20 protein-coding genes and 1 riboswitch are annotated in these 20,758 nt (G+C 67.5%); of the genes, 7 read left to right on the top strand and 13 right to left on the bottom strand.

The annotated features are described in order from the left end of the window. Positions 1-13 precede the first annotated feature (13 nt). Entirely contained in the window at positions 14-1,348 is a 1,335-nt protein-coding gene (locus tag C380_RS21725; RefSeq protein WP_015015998.1) for an FIST N-terminal domain-containing protein, read from the top strand. 54 nt (positions 1,349-1,402) lie between these two features. Here C380_RS21725 and C380_RS21720 read toward each other — a convergent pair whose 3' ends face one another. Then, positions 1,403-2,728, bottom strand: a complete 1,326-nt coding sequence (locus C380_RS21720; protein WP_015015997.1) for a hemolysin family protein — start codon at positions 2,726-2,728, stop codon at positions 1,403-1,405. A gap of 81 nt (positions 2,729-2,809) precedes the next feature. Beyond that, complete coding sequence (locus tag C380_RS21715; RefSeq protein ID WP_015015996.1) at positions 2,810-3,985, bottom strand: rhodanese-like domain-containing protein; 1,176 nt, start codon at positions 3,983-3,985, stop codon at positions 2,810-2,812. Positions 3,986-4,204: 219 nt separating this feature from the next. Here C380_RS21715 and C380_RS21710 point away from each other — a divergent pair, with 219 nt between their 5' ends. Both C380_RS21710 and C380_RS21705 read left to right on the top strand, forming a co-directional pair. Then, entirely contained in the window at positions 4,205-5,419 is a 1,215-nt protein-coding gene (locus C380_RS21710) for a sulfite oxidase (protein WP_015015995.1), read from the top strand. A gap of 1 nt (position 5,420) precedes the next feature. After that, complete coding sequence (locus C380_RS21705) at positions 5,421-5,759, top strand: cytochrome c (RefSeq protein WP_015015994.1); 339 nt, start codon at positions 5,421-5,423, stop codon at positions 5,757-5,759. 63 nt (positions 5,760-5,822) lie between these two features. On the opposite strand, the gene C380_RS21700 is transcribed toward C380_RS21705, so the two are convergent. Next, positions 5,823-7,139, bottom strand: coding sequence for a D-amino acid dehydrogenase (locus tag C380_RS21700; protein WP_015015993.1), 1,317 nt, complete (start codon positions 7,137-7,139; stop codon positions 5,823-5,825). Between the two features lie 95 nt (positions 7,140-7,234). Next, a riboswitch (glycine riboswitch) is annotated at positions 7,235-7,346 on the bottom strand. A gap of 231 nt (positions 7,347-7,577) precedes the next feature. Here C380_RS21700 and C380_RS21695 point away from each other — a divergent pair. Beyond that, positions 7,578-8,360 carry a 2-keto-4-pentenoate hydratase gene (locus C380_RS21695; protein ID WP_015015992.1) on the top strand — a complete coding sequence of 261 codons (783 nt, stop codon included), beginning with the start codon at positions 7,578-7,580 and terminating at the stop codon, positions 8,358-8,360. A gap of 49 nt (positions 8,361-8,409) precedes the next feature. Here the strand turns inward: C380_RS21695 and C380_RS21690 are convergent, their stop codons facing one another. The 7 genes from C380_RS21690 to C380_RS21660 all read right to left on the bottom strand — a co-directional run bounded on the left by C380_RS21690 (position 8,410) and on the right by C380_RS21660 (position 13,889). Continuing rightward, positions 8,410-8,868, bottom strand: coding sequence for a YXWGXW repeat-containing protein (locus tag C380_RS21690; protein WP_015015991.1), 459 nt, complete (start codon positions 8,866-8,868; stop codon positions 8,410-8,412). Between the two features lie 156 nt (positions 8,869-9,024). Further along, positions 9,025-9,477: a YXWGXW repeat-containing protein gene (locus tag C380_RS21685; RefSeq protein WP_015015990.1), complete on the bottom strand. Its 453-nt coding sequence runs from the start codon at positions 9,475-9,477 to the stop codon at positions 9,025-9,027. Positions 9,478-9,680: 203 nt separating this feature from the next. Next, entirely contained in the window at positions 9,681-10,082 is a 402-nt protein-coding gene (locus C380_RS21680) for a hypothetical protein (RefSeq protein WP_015015989.1), read from the bottom strand. After that, the gene (locus tag C380_RS21675; protein ID WP_015015988.1) at positions 10,079-11,410 is read right to left on the bottom strand and encodes an AarF/ABC1/UbiB kinase family protein; all 1,332 of its coding nucleotides are present in this window, start codon (positions 11,408-11,410) and stop codon (positions 10,079-10,081) included. Before C380_RS21675 ends, C380_RS21680 begins: the two co-directional genes overlap by 4 nt. Next, entirely contained in the window at positions 11,397-11,972 is a 576-nt protein-coding gene (locus C380_RS21670; RefSeq protein ID WP_015015987.1) for a DUF2867 domain-containing protein, read from the bottom strand. Before C380_RS21670 ends, C380_RS21675 begins: the two co-directional genes overlap by 14 nt. Next, positions 11,969-12,868 carry a TetR/AcrR family transcriptional regulator gene (locus C380_RS21665; protein ID WP_015015986.1) on the bottom strand — a complete coding sequence of 300 codons (900 nt, stop codon included), beginning with the start codon at positions 12,866-12,868 and terminating at the stop codon, positions 11,969-11,971. The genes C380_RS21670 and C380_RS21665 overlap by 4 nt, the downstream gene beginning before the upstream one ends. A 289-nt stretch (positions 12,869-13,157) precedes the next feature. Next, a complete protein-coding gene (locus C380_RS21660; RefSeq protein WP_015015985.1) occupies positions 13,158-13,889 on the bottom strand; it encodes a helix-turn-helix transcriptional regulator in 732 nt (243 codons plus the stop codon). A gap of 133 nt (positions 13,890-14,022) precedes the next feature. On the opposite strand from C380_RS21660, the gene C380_RS21655 reads away from it, so the two are divergent. Together C380_RS21655 and C380_RS21650 are read left to right on the top strand one after the other, a co-directional pair. Next, positions 14,023-14,910: a hypothetical protein gene (locus C380_RS21655; RefSeq protein WP_238544055.1), complete on the top strand. Its 888-nt coding sequence runs from the start codon at positions 14,023-14,025 to the stop codon at positions 14,908-14,910. A 55-nt stretch (positions 14,911-14,965) separates the two neighbouring features. Further along, positions 14,966-16,906 carry an MFS transporter gene (locus C380_RS21650; RefSeq protein WP_015015983.1) on the top strand — a complete coding sequence of 647 codons (1,941 nt, stop codon included), beginning with the start codon at positions 14,966-14,968 and terminating at the stop codon, positions 16,904-16,906. A 36-nt stretch (positions 16,907-16,942) separates the two neighbouring features. On the opposite strand, the gene C380_RS21645 is transcribed toward C380_RS21650, so the two are convergent. Both C380_RS21645 and C380_RS21640 read right to left on the bottom strand, forming a co-directional pair. Further along, positions 16,943-17,941, bottom strand: coding sequence for a tripartite tricarboxylate transporter substrate binding protein (locus C380_RS21645; protein WP_015015982.1), 999 nt, complete (start codon positions 17,939-17,941; stop codon positions 16,943-16,945). Between the two features lie 124 nt (positions 17,942-18,065). Then, positions 18,066-19,082 carry a 1-aminocyclopropane-1-carboxylate deaminase gene (locus C380_RS21640; RefSeq protein WP_015015981.1) on the bottom strand — a complete coding sequence of 339 codons (1,017 nt, stop codon included), beginning with the start codon at positions 19,080-19,082 and terminating at the stop codon, positions 18,066-18,068. Between the two features lie 161 nt (positions 19,083-19,243). Between C380_RS21640 and C380_RS21635 the strand changes: the two genes are divergently transcribed. After that, positions 19,244-19,759 (top strand): Lrp/AsnC family transcriptional regulator, encoded by a 516-nt coding sequence (locus C380_RS21635; RefSeq protein WP_015015980.1) that lies wholly within the window; start codon positions 19,244-19,246, stop codon positions 19,757-19,759. A gap of 18 nt (positions 19,760-19,777) precedes the next feature. Here the strand turns inward: C380_RS21635 and C380_RS21630 are convergent, their stop codons facing one another. Continuing rightward, positions 19,778-20,692 carry an O-acetylserine/cysteine exporter gene (locus C380_RS21630; RefSeq protein ID WP_015015979.1) on the bottom strand — a complete coding sequence of 305 codons (915 nt, stop codon included), beginning with the start codon at positions 20,690-20,692 and terminating at the stop codon, positions 19,778-19,780. Between the last annotated feature and the right edge of the window lie 66 nt (positions 20,693-20,758).

Below are 20,758 nucleotides of genomic sequence, written 5' to 3'. Positions count from 1 at the left end.
GGAGACCCTCACCATGAAACTCTTTCCCACCGGCCACGCCACCCACCCCCAGTGGCGCATGGCCGCTGCGCTGGTGCTGGCGCAGCTGCGCGCCCAGATGGCGCTGCCCGACTACGCATCGGCCCCCACCCTGGGCCTGCTCTACATCACCGACCACTACGCCAACGAAGCCCAGGCGCTGCTCGACTACCTGAGCGGCGAGCTGCCGGAAGTGACCGACTGGAGCGGCACTGTGGGTGTGGGCGTGTCGGCCAACAATGCCGAATACTTTGACGAGCCCGCGCTCTCGGTCATGCTGCTGGATGTGCCGGCCGACCAGTACCGCGTGTTCTCGGGTGTGGCGCCGCTGCCTGCCCATGCGCCGCACCCCGGCACGGGCTTTGTGGCCCACACCGCGCTGGTGCATGCCGACGGCCACACGCCGGACCTCACCGAACTGCTGGCCGAGATGGCTGCGCGGACCGACACAGGCTATCTGTTTGGCGGCCTGAGCGCCAGCCGCACCGCCAGCGTGCAGTTTGCCGTGGGCGGCGACGGCAACATGGCCGGGCAAGGCGGTGCCAGTGGGGTGTTTGATGGCGGTCTCTCGGGTGTGGCGTTTGGCGCGGGCGTGTCGCTGGTGTCGCGTGTCACGCAGGGCTGCCAGCCCGTGGGCCCGCTGCACACCATCACGGCCGCGCAGGACAACGTGGTGCTCGCGCTCGACGGCGAGCCCGCGCTGGATGTGCTGCTTGACACGCTACAGGTCTCGCTCGATGGGGGCGACCCGCAGCCCGCGCTGCGCAAGGTGCGCGCGACACTGGCAGGGCTGGTCAACGCCGGTGAACAACCGCAGGGACAGCGCCGCACGGGCCACTTTGGCGCCGACACGCGCGTGCGCCATATCCTGGGGCTGGATGGTTCTCGCCGGGGCGTGGCGCTGGCCGACCGTGTGGAGCCGGGCATGCATCTGGCGTTCTGCCAGCGCAACGTGGCGGCGGCGCGTGCCGACCTCATGCGCATCTGCGCCGAAATCCGGGAGGAGCTATCGCCCGAGGAACTGGAGCCCGCGCCGATGCTGTCGTCCGACGCCCCCGGCGGCCTCGATGCTGCGCCGGGAGCCGCAACGCCCGCTGGCGCTCAACCGCCCGTTGGGCGGCGCATTTGCGGCGCGATTTATGTGAGCTGCTCGGGCCGGGGCGGCCCGCATTTTGGCGGGCCCAGCGCCGAGCTGCAGATCGTGCGCCACGCGCTGGGCGATGTGCCCCTGGCGGGGTTCTTTGCGGGGGGCGAGATCGCCCACCACCATCTGTACGGCTACACCGGCGTGTTGACGGTGTTTGTGGACGGCGAGCCCTCACAGTCCTGATGTAGAAGAGGAAAGAGGGGGCTTGCCGGCAAGCAGTCCCCCCGGCGGGTTCGGTCAGCCCGCGCCGTTCTCGTCGGACTCGGCTTTTTCCTCGGGCGTCAGCCGCGTGGCCAGGATCTTGTCGATGGTCTTGCCATCCATGTCCACCACTTCCAGCTTCCAGTCCTCCCACTGCACCGTGTCGGTCACCTTGGGCAGGCGGCCGGTCAGCAGCATGATCATGCCGCTGAGCGTGTGGTAGCGGCCGCGTTCTTCTTCGGGCACGGCGTCCAGGTTCAGACGGTCTTTCAGCTCGGGCACGGGGATATGGCCGTCCAGCAGCCAGCTGCCGTCCTCACGCTGCAGTGCCCACGAGGTCTCGGGGTCGCGCGGCTGAAACTCGCCGGTGATGGCTTCGATCAGGTCCTGCAGCGTGACGATGCCCTGCACCTCGCCGTATTCGTCGATCACAAACGCCATGTGCACGTCCGACAGGCGGAAGTTGTCCAGCAGCTCCATGCCCGTGATGGTCTCGGGCACATACAGCGCCGTCTGCAGCGGCTGGTCGGCCAGGCCGCCGCGCGCCTTGTCGCGCAGGGTGCGCGACAACCATTGGCGCGCATTGATCACGCCCAGGATGTTGTCCATGCCACCGCGCACCACCGGGAAGCGCGCGTGGTCGGACTCTTCGATGCATTTGAGGTTGTCTTCAAACGGAGCATCGATGTCCAGGCACACCACATCACCACGCGGCACCATCAGTGAGCCGATCTGGCGGTCGTCCAGGCGGAACACGTTGCGCACCATGGTGTGCTCGTGCGACTCGATCACACCGGCCGTCGTGCCTTCGACCAGCATGGCGTGGATCTCTTCTTCGGTCACCGGGCTGCCGCTGGTTTCCTTCACGCCCAGCAGGCGCAGCAGGGTGCGCGTGGACGTGGACAGCAGCAGCACAAACGGCTTGGTGGCAAGTGCCAGAAAGTTGATGGGCCGCGCCACCAGGCGCGCAAAGGTCTCGGGGTACGACTGGCCGATGCGCTTGGGCACCAGCTCGCCCACCACGATGGAGAAGTACGTGATCAGCACCACCACCAACCCGGTGGCCGCGTAGCCGCCGTAGGGCAGCGGCACGCCCAGGCGCTCCAGCCACGATGCCAGCGGCGCTGCCAGGGCAGCCTCGCCCACGATACCGTTCAGCACGCCAATGGACGTGATGCCGATCTGGATGGTGGAGAGAAAACGCGTGGGGTCTTCGCCCAGCTTCACGGCAGCGGCGGCACCGCTATCGCCCTCATCAATCAGCTTTTGCAACCGCACCTTGCGGGCCGTGACCAGAGCGATCTCTGACATGGCAAACAGGCCGTTGAGGAAGATGAGGGCGAACAGTATTGCTATTTCCATACAAAGGGCGCCTTGCGCGCCCTTGGGTGTTGATAAGCAACCCATTGTAAGGACAGGGGCCCGGAGGCCCCGCGCAGGTTCCTAACCACCCTCTGTGGGCAAGCCGGTCTCGTCCCATTCGGGCAGCCCCCCGCGCAGCCAGTACACCGACTGGAATCCCTTGGTGGTGGCCACTTTGGCGGCTTTGTAGGACTTCCAGCACTCGGCGCCATTGCAGGCAAAAATCACCGGCTTGGCCTTGTCCAGCCCTGGTAGCTTGTCCAGCGCCTGGAAGTCGTCCTGCGCCGCATTGAAAGCCACGTCCTTCAGGCTCTTTTCCACATAGGCGGCGAACACGGCGCCACGGATGCGCTTGGTCTTGAATTCCTTCTCGGTGCGCGTGTCCACCAGGGTGGCGCCCTGTGCGAGCAGGGTCTGCGCTTCGCGCGCGGTGATGCGGCTCACCCCAGGCAGGCTGGTGGGGGTGAACAGCCCCAGCTCGGCCACGCGGCGGTATTCCATAGCCTCCGGGCGCACCGAGACCAGCGGCAGGCCGCTGGCCGAGGACGATGTGCTGAACCACTGGGCCAGCTTGCTGCGTGCATCCGCAGGCAGGTCTTTCTTGACCACGATGGAGAACCCGCCCGGCACGGGCTGCGACGTGGCCAGCACCCGCGCGATGCCGGGGTGTGCCGCCGACCATTCGGCCCAGTCGTCCTCACGCACCACGGTGGCATCGGCCGTGCCCAGGGTCAGGGCCGTGAGGCCCGCCTGGGGGAATTTTTCGTACTGCACGGCCCGCAGATCCTGGAACGACAGCCCCGCCTCATTGAGCATGCCGCGCGCCATGTAGGTGTAGACCGAGTCCTGCTGGGGCAGGTACAGCCGCCGGCCTTTCATGGCGGGCACGGCGGCGATGGGCTGTAGCCCGACCAGCAGGTACTTGTCCGATTTGTGCGTGGCGCCCACCAGTTCGTAGCCGCGTTGCAGTGCAGATGCCGCCACCTGGGCTGGCGCAATGAAGATGTCATAGCCCGCGCTGCGGGTGGCGCGCATCACGTCGGCCAGGTCGTCGCTGGTGGTCAGCGCCACAGGCTGGCCCGCCGCCTTCGACAGGCCCGACTCGGCCGAGGTGCGCAGGATGGAATGCGCAGCCTTGCGGGCCGTGGGCTCCACGACCACGATGGCCGTCAGCTGGGCCAGCGCGGTGCTGCAACCCAGGCCCCAGAGCAGGAGCAGCCCGAGTGGTCGCCAGGATCGATTTTTGATGATGTTCATAGCGCTTTTCCTCTCCCACAACAAAGCGCCAATATGCCCACGGCCTCCGCACCTGCGTACGAATGTTTCCGATGTTTTGTTTTTGTTACTTCTGCTAACGACGCCGCACGTGCGGTGCGAGGGGCGGCCGCACAGAATGCGGGCTGGCCCGATGTACTGCGCTTGCGAGGGGAATCGGGGGCGAAAGGTTTTGTTCACCCACTCTTTGGAGACGTTCACATGAAAGATTCGATGACCCTGCCGCGCCGCCACATGCTGGCCGGAAGTGCTGCCGCCTTGAGCGCGCTGGGCCTGGCCGGATGGACGGGCAGTGCGCGCGCCCAGCAGGCCGCCGCCCCCGCAGCCAAGCCGCTGCCTGCCTATGCAGGGTGGAAGTCGCCGGATGCGCTGATCGTGCACAGCAGCAGCACCCTGGAAACGCGGCGCTCCGCGTTTGGCACCAGCGTCATCACGCCGTCCAACCAGCTGTACGTGCGCAACAACCTGCCCGCGCCCGACGCGGCCATCCTGGACAACCGCGACGCGTGGACGGTGTCCATCGAAGGGGTCAAAAGCCCGCGCAGCCTAACTCTGGCTGAGCTCAAGACGCTGGGCGTGGAAACCGTGGCCACCGTGTTGCAGTGCTCGGGCAATGGCCGGGGCTTTTTCCCCAGCAAGCCCAGCGGCACCCCCTGGTCGGTGGGGGCTGCGGGCTGTGTGGTCTGGAGCGGTGTGCCGCTGCGCAACGTGGTGGCGGCTCTGGGCGGGCTGGCCGACGGCGCGGTCTACCTGACCGGCACGGGCGGCGAGAAGCTGCCCGAGGGGGTGGACCCGCTGTCGGTGCTGGTGGAGCGCTCGGTGCCCGTGAAGGCGATGGACGACGCGCTGCTGGCCTGGGAGATGAATGGCGAGCCGCTGTCGCTGGCGCATGGCGGCCCGCTGCGGCTGGTGGTGCCCGGCTACCAGGGCGTGAACAACATCAAGTACGTCAAGCGCGTGGCCTTCACCAGCGCGCAGTCGCAGGCACGCATCATGTCGCACGGCTACCGCATGTCGCCACCCGGCAGCAAGGCCAGCCCCGACCAGCCTTCGGTGTGGGAGATGGGCGTGAAGTCCTGGATCAACGGCCCCTTGGCCGACAAGGGCCCCCTCAAGCCCGGCCAGGTGCAGGTGCATGGCGTGGCCTTTGGCGGCACGCGCGGCATCAAGGGCGTGGAGGTGTCGGCCGATGGCGGCAAGACCTGGCAGGTGGCCAAGCTCATCGGCCCCGACCTGGGCCCCTTTGCCTGGCGGCAGTTTGCGCTGCCCGTGCGCCTGGAGGCGGGCACCCATGTGCTGACCAGCCGCGCCACCGACACGGCAGGCAATGTGCAGGCCGAGCAGCGTGAGGAAAACCTGGGCGGCTACAACAACGCCAGCTGGCGCGACCACGCTGTCACCGTGACCGTGGCCTGAGATGGGTGGGAGCAACCGAGCGCGCCGCCTTGCAGCGGCGCTGTGGGCCGCTGGCGCCTGTGCGTCGGCTGCGGCCGCCGACCCGGCCGAACTGGCGCGCGGCAAGGAGCTGTTCACCAAGATCCAGCCCGCCTGCGCCGTGTGCCACACGCTGCAGGCTGCGGGTGCTGAAGGTCAGGTCGGACCGGTGCTGGATGAGTTGAAGCCCGACGCGGGCCGCGTGTTGCGCGCGCTCAAGGCGGGCATCGGTGTAATGCCCTCGTATGCCGAGCGCATGAGCGAGAAGGACATGTTGGCCGTGGCGCAGTTTGTGGCGCACGCCACGGGCGCGGCCAAGTAGGCGCAGCCTTTCGCACCGGTTGCAGCGTGGCCTCGCTGCAACCGCCTGCAACCGCGCGCTGCCTCAGGCCGCCGTGCGCGACGGCACCAGCGCCGCCCCGGCTGCGCGCCCTTGCAGCCCCTGGAACGCAAAGTCCACCTCGGGCACGCGGCCACTCACGATGTCGGCCAGTGCCTTGCCCGAACCGCAGGCGTGCGTCCAGCCCAGCGTGCCATGGCCGGTGTTGAGGAACAGGTTGCCCACTTTCGTCTTGCCGATCAGTGGCACGTTGCTGGGCGTGGCGGGGCGCAGGCCGCTCCAGAACTGCGCCTGAGTGGTGTCGCCCGCTCCGGGGAAGAGCTGCTCCACCCGCCGCACGATGGCCGCGCAGCGGACCTGGTTCAGGTGGCGGTCGTAGCCATTCAATTCCGCCGTGCCCGCAATGCGCAGGCGGTCGCCCCGCTCGCTGGTGTAGCGTGAGAACACGAGCTTGAACTCGTCGTCCGTCAGGCTCACCTGGTGCGCCTTGGACGCGTCCTTGACCGGCATCGTCACCGAGTAGCCCTTGGCCGGGTAGATAGGCAGCTGGATGCCCAGCGGCTGCGCCAGCAGCGGGCTGAACGAGCCCATGGCCAGCACAAACGCATCGCCGCGCACGCGCTCGAAGCGGCCTTCGGCATTGGTCACTTCGACATGGTCGATGCGGCCGCCCACCTCGCGCAGTGCGGTGATGTGGTGGCCCACGCGGAACTGCACGCCCGCCGCCTCGCACAGCTTGGCCAGCTCGCGCGTGAACTGGTTGGCGTCGCCGGATTCATCTTCGGCCGTGAAGGTGGCGCCCGCCAGCTGCGGGCGGATGTGGGCCAAAGCAGGCTCGATGCGCACGGCCTCGTCAGCGCTGATGACCTGGCGCTCGCAGCCCAGCGCGCGCATCTGCTCGGCCGGGGCCAGCGCGCCGTCAAACTCCTTTTGGTTGGTATAGAAGTGCAGGATGCCCTGCGTGCGCTGGTCGTACTGGATGCCGGTGGCCGCGCGCAGCTGCTGCAGCGTGTCGCGGCTGTAGGTGCCCAGGCGCACGATCTGCTCGATGTTGTGCCGCGTGCGCGCGGGTGTGCAGTTGCGCAGGAAGGACAGGCCCCACAGCCACTGCCGCATGTCGGCGCGCAGGCGGAACAGCAATGGCGCGTCCTCTTTGCCCAGCCACTGCAGCACCTTGAGCGGGGCGCTCGGGTTGGCCCAGGGCTCGGCGTGGCTCACCGAGATCTGCCCGCCGTTGGCAAAGCTGGTCTCGGCACCGGGTGTGCCCTGGCGGTCGATGACGGTCACTTCGTGACCCAGTTGCGAGAGGAAATAAGCCGAAGTCACGCCGAGCAAGCCGGCGCCCAAAACGATCACGCGCATGATTTTCAAAGCCTTTCTGGGCTCTGGCGCTAGAAAAACATGCGCTGGCAGCTATGAATTCAATAGCGTGCAGCTGGCGCATGAATGCCCTAGCTGCCGCTCCCCCTGTCCTTGGTACCTGAGAGATTCACCGCCACCCACCCGGGCTGCGGCTTGCTCCTTCGGTGCGCTTCGCGTTGCGCGAGGCGGCTCTCCAGACGGCTTTGATGAATGGTGCAGTACGGGACCTGAGCGTGTATGGGAGTTTGCGCCTTCGGTGCAGCGGTGGCCTGTGCCTGCCGTGCTCTCCTGCGAGGCCGATTCTAGGGGGCAAGCCTGTGCGCCGGATCAACTCCGGCGGCTAATGGGGCGCAATCGTTGCTGATGCAGCGGGGCGGGATCGATGGGGGAAGGTGCCGATAATCCCGCCGACCCCTTGCTCTACGGAGAGTTTTTGCCATGTCCCCCATCGCTTTGGACCCTGTCGCCAGCGCCGCCGTCATCACCCTGGCCCGGGAAGGGCGCACGCCCCGCCCGTTGGACTTTCCCGCAGGGCTGCGCCCGCGGGATGCCTCCGAGGCCTATGCCGTGCAAGACGTGGTGGTGCGTGCACGCGGGCACATCGCTGGCTGGAAGGTGGGGGCTGCGTCGCCCCAGGCGCAACCGGCACGCGCCGCGCTGACCCGGGATTCGGTGTGGGTGGCTGCAGCGGGCGAGCCCGTGTTGCTGGCTGCATCTGGTTTTGCCGTGATGGGGGTGGAGGCGGAATGGGTCTACGAACTGGGGGCCGACCTGCCCGCCCGCGCCACCCCCTACAGCGCCGCCGAAGTGCTGGCGGCCGTGGCGTCGGTGCGGGCCGCCATCGAGGTGTGCGACACCCGCTTTGCTGCCTGGGCGCAGCAGGGCGAGTGGAGCCGCCTGGCCGACCAGGCATGCCACGGAGCGCTGGTTGTGGGGACTGGCACCGACGAAGTGGCCACCGCACAGCCCCTGGCGCAAGCGGTGACCTTGTCGGTGAACGGGGCCGTGGCCGTGCAACATGCCACCTGGGGCAACCCGGCGGGCGACCCGCTGCGCCTGCTGGTGTGGCTCGCCAACGAAGGCGCGCGCAGCCTGGGCGGACTGCGCGCGGGGCACTGGGTCACCACCGGGTCATGCACCGGCACCGTGCTGGTGGCGCCGGGGGCCGAGGTGGTGGCCGACTTTCCAGGGCTGGGGCAGGCGGTGTTGCGCCTGCGATAAATGCACAGGGCCTGGCGCCCTGGCCAGCCAGCGGAGCGTCGATCAACGATCAGTTGCGGCGCGGGTTGTCCGGCTGGTGGTCGCGGCGGTTGGGCACGCCGTCGCCGTCACGGTCGCGGTCATTGCGGTTGGCAATGCCGTCGCCATCGCGGTCCCAGCCGCCCCGGTGCAGCTCCCAGCGCCCGTCGCGCTGCTCCCACTGGGGGGTGCGATAGCGGTAGCCTGGCCGCACCTTTTCAAAGTGGCCTGCCACCCACACATGGCGGTGGCCTCGCCAGTCCCAGTAGCCAGGCACCCACACCTGTCCCTTGCGGGCGTGCGGAACGGCTTCGCGGCGGGGTGGTGGGGGTGCCGGGATGACGATGCCCTGCTGCGGGCCCGACTGCACGATGACAGTGGCTTGCGTGGCGGCCTGGGCTGGTGTGATGGCCCCTGTCAGCGCCGTCAGCGCTGTCACGGACAGGGCCGCTGCGGTGAAGATGTTGCGCAAGAAAGTGGCGTGGGTCATGGTGAACTCCTTGTCGTGTCTGGCCCGACGCAGGCAGTGCCTGCGTCGGGCCGGGTGTTGCGTCTGCGGCCTCATCGTGGCCTGTGGGTGGTGGGGCGTCTGTCAGCCGGGCTGCCCATTGCCTGTCGGCCCGCGCAGCGGTCCCACCAAGGGGGATCAGCGGCGGTAGGGGTTGTCCGGGCGCTGGTCGTAGCGGTTGGGCACGCCGTCTCCGTCACGGTCCCGGTCGCGGCGGTTGGGGATGCCATCGCCATCACGGTCCCAGCCGCCGGGCTGCATGTTCCAGCGGCCGCCGTGTTCCACCCAGCGGGGCTCGCGGTAGTGGTAGCCGGGGCGGGCCTTCACCCAGTAGCCCTGCATCCACACGTGGCGGTGGCCACGCCATTCCCAGTGGCCGGGCACCCACACCATGCCGCGGCGCGGGTGCGGCGCCACCTCGTAGCGGGGTGGGGGCGGCGCCTGGTACTGCACGCGCACCGGGGCGGGTTGCTGGTAGACAGGCGTACCTGCCTGGATGACAACGGTGGCGCTGGTCTGCGCCTGCGCCGCGCTCGCGGCGCCCAGCGACAGCAGGGCGATGGACACAGCGGCAAGTGCTTTGCGGGCCATAAGGTTCTCCTCAGATGTGATTCCTTGCGGAACCGGAGACTTCATGGTGCGCACGCTGCGTCAAGCCGGTGTAGGCCAATTGCGAAGCTTTGTGAAGTTGTGTTGCCGACTTCGGAGGCAAACGGTTGCCGTGTGATTTTTGTCACGCCTGCCAAGGCATCCGGCGTCGGCGTTCCCCATCCTCCCGCCCGCGATGGCTTGCTTCAGCGCCACCACACCAGCGTTGCAATCACCAGCAACGCGCACCACGCCGGGTGTCTGCCGTGCGTGGCAAAGAACACCAGCATGCCACTGGCCAGGGTGGCAATGCCCACCGCGTCAGCGGCCCAGGCGCCCAGGGCCGCGTCCCAAGGTGCGGTGCCCAGGCGCCAGAGCAGTGCGCTCAACGCCCAGCACAGTACCGAGGCCACATGCCAGGTGCCCCACAGAATGCGCAGGTGCGGGGTGTGCAGCACCTGTTGCGCGGTGCCAGCCTCCGCGCGCCCCGTCGTCTGGCGGCCCCGCGTGCGCAGCCTGCGAAACAGCAGAAGCTCTCCCAGCACCGAGTGCGCCACACCCACCAGGGCCAGCCCGGCAGAAGCCAGGGTCAGCGCCGTGTTGGTCATGGGTGAACGGCCAGCGCCTTGTGGGCGCGGGTGTGCACCCGGGCACCCAGCTGCGTCAGCAGGTGCATCAGCCCCATCCACATGCGCTCGAACGCGGGCATCTCGCCGGGGATCTGGGCGAGGTGCCGGCCCAGCACGCGCTGGTGCTGGCTGGGGGTGATGGGCGGCGGTGTTTTGGTGCCAAAGTCAAATACCTGGCGGGTGAAGGGCTCGATCTGCCAGGCTTGCATCTCGGCGAGGGCGGGGGCGAGTTCGGTGGTGTAGACCTGCACGGTCAGGTCCTTGTGCAAGAGCCCCAGCGCCTGGTAGGCCTGCAGCACCTGTGCATTGCGCAAAGGGTCGGTGGGGTCGCGCAGCAGGGCAGACCACGCCTGCACCACCTGCGCACGGAATGCGCTGGGCAGGGCGCGCGTGCAGCCAAAGTCCAGCACACCCACCGTGCCATCGGGCGCGAACAGAAAGTTGCCCGGGTGCGGGTCGGCATGTACCCGCCCCAGCACAAAGATGCAGTGCATGAACCAGTCCCACAGGTGCTGCCCGGCCTGGTCGCGCAGTGCCTGCGGTGGCTGTGTGGCCAGCCAGGCTTGCAACGGCAGCCCGGGCACAAACTGCTGCGTGAGCACCTGGACGCGCGTGTGCGAGAGGACGGGCTGCGCCATCACAACGCCCGGCTGCGCGGCATGCTGGGCAAACCATTGCAGCTGTTCGGCCTCTTGCAGGTAGTCCACCTCGCGCAGCAGGGTGGCCTCGATCTCGGTCATCACGCTGTCCAGCACGGCATCGGTGGGCAGCGGCATGTCGGTGTGGGCCAATGCGCGCAGCGCGGCGCGCATCAGCTGCATGTCGCTGGCAATGGTGGCGGCAATGCCGGGGTACTGCACCTTCACGGCCACCGTGCCGTGGCCTGCGAGCTGCGCGCGGTGCACCTGGCCCAGGCTGGCTGCGGCAAATGCGGTGGGCTCGAAGTGCTCGAACAGCGCCTCGGGCTCTTGCCCGAACGCCTGGCGGAACACGCGGCCGACCAGCGCGCGGTTGAGCGGCGGAGCCTGGTGGTGGGCGCGGGCCAGCTCGCGCCGCACGCCCTCGGGCAGCAGCTGCGGGTGCATGCTGAGCAACTGCGACACCTTGAGCGCCGAACCCCGCAACTGCCCCAGCGCGCCAAACAGGATGCGGCCCAGCGCGGCCTCGTGCTCGGCCTGCGCCTGGGCCGAGCGCTTGCGCGTGCGGTGCGAAAGCTCGGCCATGCCGATGCGTGCCGCTGCCAGCCCGGTGATGGCGCTGCGCGCCAGCTTGCCGGTGCGCGGGGCCTCCGCTTTAGCTTTGGCCATGGTCTGCCAGGCGCTGCGCCGTGCCGCGTGCAATGACGCGGTGGATCGGCGTGATCACCGCCATGTAGGCATGGCCCAGTGTGTTGTGGATGTGCACCACCGTGCTCAGCACCACCCGGGGCGCGGCGCCGGGCGCGGCGGGCTGTTTGCAGATGGACACCTGCACGTCCAGGTGCTTGTCGTCCTGGCCCATCACCACCTCGGTGTCGCTCAGGTGTCGGATGCGGAAGATGCCCACGCGGTCGCCCACGCGGTAACTGCGCGCGTCGCGCAGGGATCGGCCGCTGGCGGGCGGGTGGCCGTCGTCCAGCTGGCCCAGGTCCTTCAGGCCCACCAGGCGCACGGCCTTGTTGCGCACGAACATGAGGGCGCGCGTCCACGCCGGGGTGCGGGCCGCCACGTCCAGCCACGACTGCAGGGCCGAGCGCGCGGGGTGCCGGTCGGCCACTTCGTAGGCATCAAAAAAATCGGCCCCGGGCAGCGTGGCGTGGATGGCCGTGCCGGGCGGCACCTGGGTTGCGCGCGCGGTGGTGGGGGCGGCGAGGGCAGAGGACGCATTCATGGGGCGCTCTTTCTTTTGCGGGGCGTGGCGGGGCGCGGGGCGGTGGGGGCCTCCGTGGGGCCGGTGGCCGCCCGGGGTTTGCGTGGTGCGCGCGCAGGCCGCGATGTTTTCGGGGCGAGGCCTTCGGCCGCTGCCTTACCGGCAGGGGGTTGCGATGCCCTTGCTGCGGGCGCGCTGGCCATGGCCTGCTGGGCCATGTGCAGCATGCCCATCAGGCTGCTGCCGTGTTGCACCGTGCGGGCCATCTGGCTGCGCAGCACAAAGCCGCCCAGTTGCAGCACACGGTTGACCAGCCCGCCGCGCAGCGCCTGCACCAGCACGCCCAGCGACAGGTCCACCAGCTGCGTGGTGTCGGCAAATTCGTCGGAGGTGTCGGCCAGCCAGTACGTCACCACGCCTGCGAGGTAGTCGGTGTAAAGGCTGCCTGCCAGGCCCTTGAAGTCGCAGGGCTCAATCTCGCCGCTGGCCTCGGCCGCTTCCAGAAAGCTCGCCACCGCCTCGCGCAGGCTCTGGCGCGCGGCCAGCGGCTCGGCCAGCATCGACAGCGGCGAGCGCCGCGCCAGACCGCGCACCTGGGCCACAAACTCGCGGTCGGCCAGCAGGCGCTCCAGCACGGCGTCGGTCAGGCGCTGCAGCTTTTCTTGCAGGCCGTAGCCCGCAAAGCCCGGTGTCTGCAGCGTGTCGGCCAGCGCCTGGTGTGCCACATCGTCCAGGTAGCCCAGCACGATGCGGTCCTTGGTGGGGAAGTATTTGTAGATCGTGGCGTCGCCAATGCCGGCGGCGCGTGCGATGTCTTTCATCGTTGTGCCGTCAAAGCCCTGGCGGGTCATGAGGTCCACCGCGCTGGCCACGATCTGGCGGCGCGTGGCGTCTTGCTGCTGGCGGGTGGTTTTCATTTGACTATTCTTAAATTGATTGATTTTTCAATTTAAAGAATAGTTATTTCTTTTTATGGCGTCAAGCCACCTCTTGGCAGGCGCAAGCAGGTGTTTTGAGGCGTTATTAACCTCAAGCGCAGGTATTCCATGCGCTGATAGCTATCAAAAATATAGTAAATGGAGGCTGATTCGTGGCGCTGCGGCCTGTCCCTGCACCAGTCAGGCGGCCGCTGCGCTCAACCAAGGGCAGGAGTTGGCTTGCAGCGACGGCCGTCGATTGCGGGTAACTGCGAAATCGGCGGGAGGCTTACCGGCGCATGCTGGCAAACGCCTCGAACTCCCAGCTGCGCATCGCCAGCAGCAGGGTGTAGCCCTCGCGCTCGCGGTCGGGCAGCTTCTGGTCGGCCAGGTGCTGCTGGGCAAAGTCCTGCGCCACGCGCTGCATGCGCTCCATGAACGCGGGCGCCAGGCTGCGGCTGATGTTGCCGTGCACCAGCAGCACGCCTTCGCCTGGGCCATCAAAGCCGCCTGCAAAGTAGTCCAGCAGCGCGTGGTCGCGGAAGTAGTTCATCACCGGGCCATGTGGGCGCCAGCGGAAGGTCTTGGCCAGCTTGAGGCGGTAGCGGTTGAGCGGCCGCAGCTCGATGATGCCGATGCGGTCCAGCTGCGCCAGGTACTTGATGCCTTCGGCGTCCGTCAGGCGGTAGTAGCCGGTCACCTGCTCCAGCGTCCACTGGCTCAGCACACAGATCGCCATCAGCAGCAGCTTCTTGTCGGCCACCACGGCTTTTTCCTGCTCGTGGGTCAGCTCTTTCAGCAAGGGCTGCTCGTCGGCCACGCGCCGGGCCAGGTCGGCAAAGTCCAGCGCCAGTGCGCGGCAGATGGCGTCGATGCGCGATAGCGGCATGTCGCCCCTGGCCAGCATGCGCTTGACGCTGGACTCGGCCATGCCCAGCGCCTGCGCCAGATCGGCGTAGGTCATCTGCGCGGTCTTGAGTTCCTTTTTCAGGGCGGTGACGAGGTCGGCGGTCGTGCTCATGGTGGGGGGACTCCTAGGTATCGATTATCAATACCCGAAGGTGCGTGGGTAGCCCCTTGCGCGACTTTTTGAGGCCGCCGATGACGCCGCTGCCCACACTGCACGGCATCGTTCACTTTCTACGGTGTGTGTGATGTCTTCTTCCCCTGTGACTCCCCTGCGTGCGCGCGGCCTGGCAACGCTGTCGCGACTGTCGGGTGCCGAAACCGGCCTGTTGCTGGGCGCGGCTGCGCTGCTCGCCCTGGCGTTGTTCGGCCCCGTGCTGCCCGCCAGTGCGCACCAGCATGACTTTGCCGACCTGCGCACGCTGTGGGGCATTCCCTGCGCGTTGGATGTGTTGAGCAACTTGGCCTTTGCCTTGGCAGGTGCATGGGGTTGGTGGGTGCTGCGCCGCGTGCCGTCGGCCGCGCTGGACGCCATCTCCCGTGCGCTGGCTGCCCTGTTCTTTGGCGGGCTGCTGTGCACCGCCGCAGGCTCTGCTCTGTACCACTGGCAGCCGCAGGACGCGGGCCTGCTGTGGGACCGCCTGGGCATGGTGCTGCCTTTTGCGGGGCTGCTTGGGCTGGCGGCGGCCAGCCGGGTGAGCGCGCGGGCGGGCGTGGCCGCTGCAAGTGCCGTGCTGCTGGCGGGGCCACTGGCCGTGTGGGCCTGGGTGCACACCGGCAACCTGCTGCCGTGGGCCGTGGTGCAACTGGGCGGTCTGCTAATGGTGCTGGCGCTGGCATGCCTGCCACGCCGCGTCGGCGGACTGGCGCTGCACCTGGGCGTGGTGGTGGTGCTGTACGCCCTGGCCAAGCTGCTGGAGGCGGCAGACCATTCGGTGTTCGAGGCCACAGGCGGATGGGTGTCGGGCCACAGCCTCAAGCATGTGCTGGCGGCGGGCGCCGCCTGGCCCGTGATGACGGCATTGGGATCGCTGGTGGCTTTGCGCCACAGTGACGCGGCGGTGATGCCGCGGGTCATGCCGTCCGGGCAGAATGGCGCCCACGCCGTGGGTGTCGCCCGCAGATCCGGCGCATGAAGCGCAGGTCCGGAAAATTCCAACAAGCCAACCCATCGGAAACGAGGAGAAACGCATGAGCCCCGACACCGCCTCCACCAGCGTGGCCCCCGCACCCACGCACGAGGACCCGAACCAGTTTGCCCTGCTGCGCCAGCGGCGGTTTGCCCCCTTCTTCTGGACGCAGTTCTCCGGCGCGGCCAACGACAACCTCTTCAAGTTCGCCTTCACGGTGATGGTGACCTACCAGCTCAGTGTGGACTGGCTGCCGCCCGCGATGGCGGGGCTGGTGATTGGCGCGCTGTTCATCCTGCCGTTCCTGCTGTTCTCGGCCACATCGGGCCAGCTGACCGACAAGTACGACAAGACGAAGATGATCCGCTTTGTGAAGAACCTGGAGATCGCCATCATGCTGGTGGCGGCCGTGGGCTTCATCGCGGGCAACATCCCCATCCTGCTGCTGTGCACCTTCTTGATGGGCGTGCACTCCACGCTGTTTGGCCCGGTCAAGTTTGCGTACATGCCCCAGGTGCTCAACGAGCGCGAGCTGACGGGCGGCAATGGCATGGTCGAGATGGGCACGTTTGTGGCCATCTTGCTGGGCAATGTGGCCGGTGGGTTGCTGGTGGCGTTGCCCGGCATCGGTCACACCACCGTGGCCGTGGCCTGTGTGGTGGCGGCCCTGGCGGGACGCGCGGTGGCGCAGTTCATTCCCTCGGTGCCTGCCACCGACCCGGGCCTCACCATCAACTGGAACCCCTTCACCGAAACCTGGCGCAACCTCAAGCTGGCGCACGAGAACATCGTGGTGTTCCGCTCGCTGCTGGGCATCAGCTGGATGTGGTTCTTCGGCGCGGTGTTTCTGAGCCAGTTCCCCAGCCTGGCCAAGAACGTGCTGCACGGCAACGAGCAGGTGGCTTCGCTGCTGCTGGTGGTGTTCTCCATCGGCATTGGTGTGGGCTCGCTGCTGTGCGAGGTGCTCTCTCGCCGCCATGTCGAGATCGGCCTGGTGCCGCTGGGCGCCATCGGCATGAGCGTCTTTTCCATCGACCTGTATTTCGCGTCGCGCAGCCTGCCACCTTCCGAGATCATGGGCCTGGCTGCCTTCATGGCCCAGGGCGCCCACTGGCGCGTGATGCTGGACCTGGCGCTGCTCAGCCTGTTTGCGGGCCTGTACAGCGTGCCCATGTACGCGCTGATCCAGATGCGCAGCCAGCCCACACACCGCGCCCGCATCATTGCGGCCAACAACATCCTGAACGCGCTGTTCATGATCGGCAGCTCGCTCATCGCCGGCGCCCTGCTGGGCGCGGGCTTCACGGTGCCGCAGATCTTCCTGTTCACCGGCCTGGCCAACGCCGTGGTGGCGTTCTACATCTTCATGCTGGTGCCCGAGTACCTGCTGCGCTTCATCGCGTGGGTGTCGTCGCGGTTCGTGTACCGCTTCAAGGTGCAGGGCGATGAAAACCTGCCGTCCACCGGCGCGGCCATCCTGGCGTGCAACCACGTGAGCTTTGTGGATGCCGTGCTGCTCATGGCCGCCAGCCCGCGCCCCATCTACTTCGTGATGGACCACCGCATCTTCCGCGTGCCCGTGCTGGGCTGGCTGTTCCGCCTGGCCAAGGCGATCCCGATTGCGCCCTACAAGGAAGACCCCAAGACCTATGAAGCGGCTTTCGACCGTGCTGCCCAGGTGCTGCGAGAGGGCGACCTGCTCGCCATCTTCCCCGAGGGTGGCATCACCAAGGACGGGCAGCTGCAGGAGTTCAAGGGCGGCATCATGAAGATCATCGAACGGGCGAAGGCCGAGGGTGTCGAGGCCCCGGTGATCCCCATGGCGCTGACCAACCTGTGGGGCTCGTACTTCAGCCGCATCGAAAAGGGCGGTGCCATGGTGCGGCCGTTCCGCCGGGGCTTCTACAGCCGCGTGGGGCTGAATGTGGGCTCTGCCGTCGCGCCGACCGAGGTGCAGCCCACGCTGCTGCGCGAGCGGGTGCAAAAGCTGCTGACGGCCTGACCGAGGGGCGTGCAAGCCGCCCGTGGCTGGGCGGGCTCAGTCCGCCCGGATCTGTGCGCGCTGGGCAATGGCACGCATGCGTGGCAACTCGTCTTCGATCTGCGCCAGCACGGCATCGCCCGTGGCGTAAGACGGCTCCAGCCCTGCGGCGATGAGCTTGCTGCGGATCTCGGCGTCCGCCATCGTCTCGGCCAGTGCCTTGTGCAGCTTGGCCCTGGCCTCGGCGGGCAGGCCACGCGGCGCGACCACGGCCAGCCAGGAATCGGCCGAGAAGCCGGTAAAGCCACTTTCTGCCACGGTGGGCACGTCGGGCAGCTGCGTGGCCCGCGTGGCGCCCTTCACCGCAATGGCCTTGATCTTGCCCGCCTTGAGCTGTGGCAGCGCTGCCGCCACGGTGTCGATGGTGAAGGGAATCTGCCCGCCCATCAGGTCGGCCATGGCTGGGGCGCTGCCCCGGTAGGGCACATGCATCAGCTTGATGCCGGCCGCCGACCAGGTCAGTTCGGCGGCAAAGTGCCCCGTGGTGCCGTTGCCGAACGAGCCGTAGGAGAACTTGTCGGGCGTGCGCTGCACGGCGGCGATCAGCTGCCGGAGGTTGTTGACCGGCACATCGCGGTGGGCCAGCAGAATCAGGGGCACTCGCGCGACCAGGCCGACGGGCTCGTAGCTTTTGACGGGGTCGTAGGGCAGCTTGGGGTTCAGCGCGGGGTTCACGGTGAAGGTGGAGCCGGAGCTGATCAGCAGCGTGTAGCCATCGGCAGGCGCGTTGGCCACATACGCTGCCCCCACCACGGTACCAGCGCCCGCCTTGTTCTCCACCACGATGGGCTGGCCCAGCCGGTCGCCCAGCTTATTGCTGATGGTGCGGCCCACGATGTCTACAGCGCCCCCGGACGGAAAGGGCACGACAAGCTGCACGGGTTTGGCGGGATACCCGTCAGCGTGCGCCAGTCGCAAGGGGCCCATTCCCAGTCCCGCAAGGGCCACCCCCACGAGGATCACGCTACGCCGTCTGACAAGCTGCATGCACTTCATGGGGGCTCCTTGGATCGAGGGAACGGGCGGGGCCCTTGCCTGGCGGTCAGGGGCCCTTTGAACAGGTGCTCAGATCAACGACAGCCCGGCCAGCTGTGCCAGCCGTCGCTGCTCGCTGGACGCATCAGCCGTTGCGAAAAAGAAAGCTGTAGGCGTTCAACGCCGGCACCCCTCCCAGGTGCGCATACAGCACGCGGGAGCCTTCGGGGAATTCGCCCTTGCGCACCATGTCGATCATTCCGTGCATGGACTTGCCTTCGTACACCGGGTCAGTCAGCATCCCTTCCTGGCGCGCGCACAGGCGGATGGCCTCCAGCGTGCCCTCGTTGGGCAGGCCGTATTCAGGGCCGCCGTAGCGGGTGTCCAGCACCACGTCTTCGGCCGTGATCTCCTGGCCCAGCTCGACGAGCTTGGCGGTGTTCTGGGCGATGCGCAGGATCTGCGCGTGCGTCTTCTCGGGCTTGGCCGAGGCGTCGATGCCGATCACCTTGCGCGCGCGGCCATCGGCCGCAAAGCCCACCACCATGCCCGCCTGCGTGCTGCCCGTGACCGAGCACACGACGATGTAGTCGAACTGAAAGCCCAGTTCCTTTTCCTGCTGCCGAACTTCTTCGGCAAAGCCCACAAAGCCCAGGCCGCCGTAGGGGTGCTCAGAACAACCTGCGGGAATCGGGAAGGGCTTGCCGCCCGCCTTCTTCACGTCGTCCATGGCCTGCTCCCAGCTGGGGCGGATGCCGATGTCAAAGCCCGCAGCGTCCAGGCGCACGTCGGCGCCCATGATGCGGCTCATCTCGATGTTGCCCACGCGGTCGTACACCGCGTCGGAGTAGTTGACCCAGTTCTCTTGCACCAACACGCACTTCATGCCCAGGTGCGCGGCCACGGCGGCCACTTGGCGCGTCTGGTTGGACTGGATGCCGCCAATCGACACCAGCGTGTCGTAGCCGCCGGCAATGGCTTCGGGGATGAGGTATTCGAGCTTGCGCGTCTTGTTGCCGCCAAAGGCGAGGCCCGAGTTGCAGTCCTCGCGCTTGGCATACAGGTGCACCTTGCCGCCCAGGTGCGCCGACAGGCGGTTGAGTGGCGTGATCGGCGAAGGGCCGAAGGTGAGCGGGTGGCGGGCAAATTTCTGCAGGTTCATGGCGGTGTTCCGGTCGGTGAAGAGGAGTCGCAAGCGGGGGGCTTGCAGTGCCTTCATCGTAGAAAAACACGCGCATCAAGTGGTTGCAAAAATTGTCAAAATTTCGGCGTTTCAGTTTTCTGAAAGAGAATGCAATCAGAAAATATTTCTTCAGATTGTTTATGTGCGCAACAAAAGTTCGTGCCAAGAATGCACCACAGGCCGATGTCTCTGCCGAGCTGGACCGTACCGACAAAGCCATCCTGCGGCAGCTGCAGCGTGATGCGTCGCTGTCCAATGTCGCGCTGGCCGACAAGGTGCATCTGAGCCCGCCCGCCTGTCTGCGCCGGGTGGAGCGCCTGCGGCGCCTGGGGCTCATCGACAAGGTGGTGGCGCTGCTCAACCCCCAGGCCGTGGGGGCGGGCATGCTGGTGATGATTGGCGTGGTGCTGGACCGCTCCACGCCCGAGTCGTTCGCCGAGTTCGAGAAGGCTGCCGCCAAGGTGTCCGGCTGCATGGAATGCCATGTGGTCACCGGCGAATTCGACTACTTCATGCTGGTGCGCACGCGCGACAACGACAGCTTCAACCGCTTGCACGCAGAGCAGTTGCTCTACCTGCCCGGGGTGCGGCAGGTGCGCTCGTTCATGGTGCTGCGCAACGTGCTCTCGACCACCGAGCTGCCGCTGGCGGTGTAGCGGTCTGCCTCTCTCCGGTTACTGGGCGCCGCGCAGCCGGCCCATCATGGCCGCCCAGGCCGGCCCGCCAAACACGTTGACCACCAGCCCCGCCATCAAGAGCCCGGCGCCCGCAAAGTGCACGGGCAGCAACTGCTCGCCAAACACCACCCAGCCTGTGGTCAGGCCCACCACGGGAACCAGCAGCGTGAAGGGCGCCACGCGGTTTACGGGGTAACGCGACATGAGGTAGGTCCACAGCCCGAAGCCCAGCAGGGTCGATATCCATGCGATGTAAGCGACGGCGGCCATGGATTGGAAGGACAGATTCTGCACGGCCGTCCACACCGTGGCGGGCCCGTCCAGCCACAGCGAAAGCGCCACAAACGGCAGTGGCGCCACCACGCTGGACCAGACGATGAAGGCAAACTGGTTCATCGGCCCATACCGCCCCACAGCGCGGGTGACGATATTGCCGCAGCCCCACATGGCGGCTGCCGCCACCGTGAGCGCAAACCCTGCCAGGGGCATGGAGGCGCCATGCGCGCTGCCGATCAGCACTAGCCCGCAGCCCGCCAGCGCCAGGCCTGCCACCTGGTTGCCCTGCCATTTTTCGCGCAGCCACCACGCGGCCAGCAGCAGGGTGAAGAACGACTGCGACTGCAGCACCAGCGACGCCAGCCCCGAGGGCATGCCGATGTGGATGGCAGTGAACAGCAGCGCGAACTGGCCCACGGCCATGGTCATGCCGTACAGCAGGTACAGCCTCAGCGGCACGTTGGGCGGCTTGACGAACAGCAGTGCTGGGAAGGCCGCGAGCAGATAGCGCAGCGCCCCCAGCAGCAGGGGCGGCACCCCGGCCACCCCCACTTTGATGACAGCGAAGTTGAGGCCCCAGACCACGATGACAAGCAGGGCCAGGGCGAGGTCGCGGGGGCGCAGGGAATTGTTCATGCCCTGCATTCTCTGGGATCGGGGAGGCCGCTAGCCGATCGTTTCAGGACTGGCAAGGTGCAAAAA

This window comes from Acidovorax sp. KKS102, from assembly GCF_000302535.1.
Classification (GTDB): domain Bacteria; phylum Pseudomonadota; class Gammaproteobacteria; order Burkholderiales; family Burkholderiaceae_C; genus Acidovorax.
This window is presented reverse-complemented; position numbering and strand designations above follow the sequence as displayed.